At 53.5% G+C, this 791-nt stretch carries 2 protein-coding genes; both read left to right on the top strand.

All coding sequences use genetic code 11. From position 1 onward, the window contains the following. Positions 1-219 precede the first annotated feature (219 nt). Entirely contained in the window at positions 220-507 is a 288-nt protein-coding gene (locus tag ACOCD2_RS23280; protein WP_293650634.1) for a hypothetical protein, read from the top strand. Between the two features lie 82 nt (positions 508-589). Continuing rightward, positions 590-791, top strand: a 202-nt coding sequence (locus ACOCD2_RS23275) for a hypothetical protein (protein WP_293653697.1), incomplete at its 3' end; no start/stop codon positions are given.

Below are 791 nucleotides of genomic sequence, written 5' to 3'. Positions count from 1 at the left end.
ATGATGGTTTCACAACTCCATCTTCTCAGAGGCCGGGTGGGGTGCTCTACCCCGACAGGACAGACCTGATCATTTGCCTCAAACCCACCTCTGCTACCCACAAATTCTGCTGAGGAGCCAATTTTTTTCTGTATTGGCACGCAATCTGCAGTGTACAGGGCAGTCGTTCACAAAGACCGGCCTTACAAACAAACCAGCGTATTAAACAGGAGAAACACCATGAAAAAAATCATCACTATCGCCGCAATCGCCATTCTCGGAACCACCACTGCAGCATGGGCTCACGATGAGCACTTTGGCGGCAACGAAGACATGTATGGTTCCAACCTGACTGATCACAGCAAGGGCGCACCCACCGGCGAAGTCATGAAAGGCAAAGGCGACCTGTACGGCAGCCACATGGCCAACCCGGAAGATATTGCCGCGAACCCCAATGCAAAACCCGAAATGCCAAACGGCAAGGAAGCACTGCATGAGCAGGATCCCGAAGGCTACGGCATCAAGTAATATCATCACGCCGTTGCGGAGCCATGCTCCGGCAGCGGTACCACAACACCCTTTGCTGCAAGGCAGCACCGGAGACTATCCAATGAAACTGAGCAACATGATTGCCACAACCGCACTCCTTGCCGCCCTTTCCGTGCCTGCTTTGGCAGACACCGCCAGCATGCCCATGAAGCAGGGGCAGATGCCCATGAACCAGGGAAACATGCACAAGCGTGTCTTCGACCTCGTGATAGATTTTGGGACATCCCAGTCCCCAAAATCGACTCGGCCTTTGACAACCTATT

Origin of the sequence: Thiolapillus sp., assembly GCF_048562965.1 — a bacterium.
In the GTDB taxonomy this organism is placed as follows: Bacteria; Pseudomonadota; Gammaproteobacteria; order Chromatiales; family Chromatiaceae; genus Thiolapillus; species Thiolapillus brandeum_A.
Note: the sequence above shows the minus strand (reverse complement) of the source record. Positions and strands in the feature narration are given on the sequence as shown.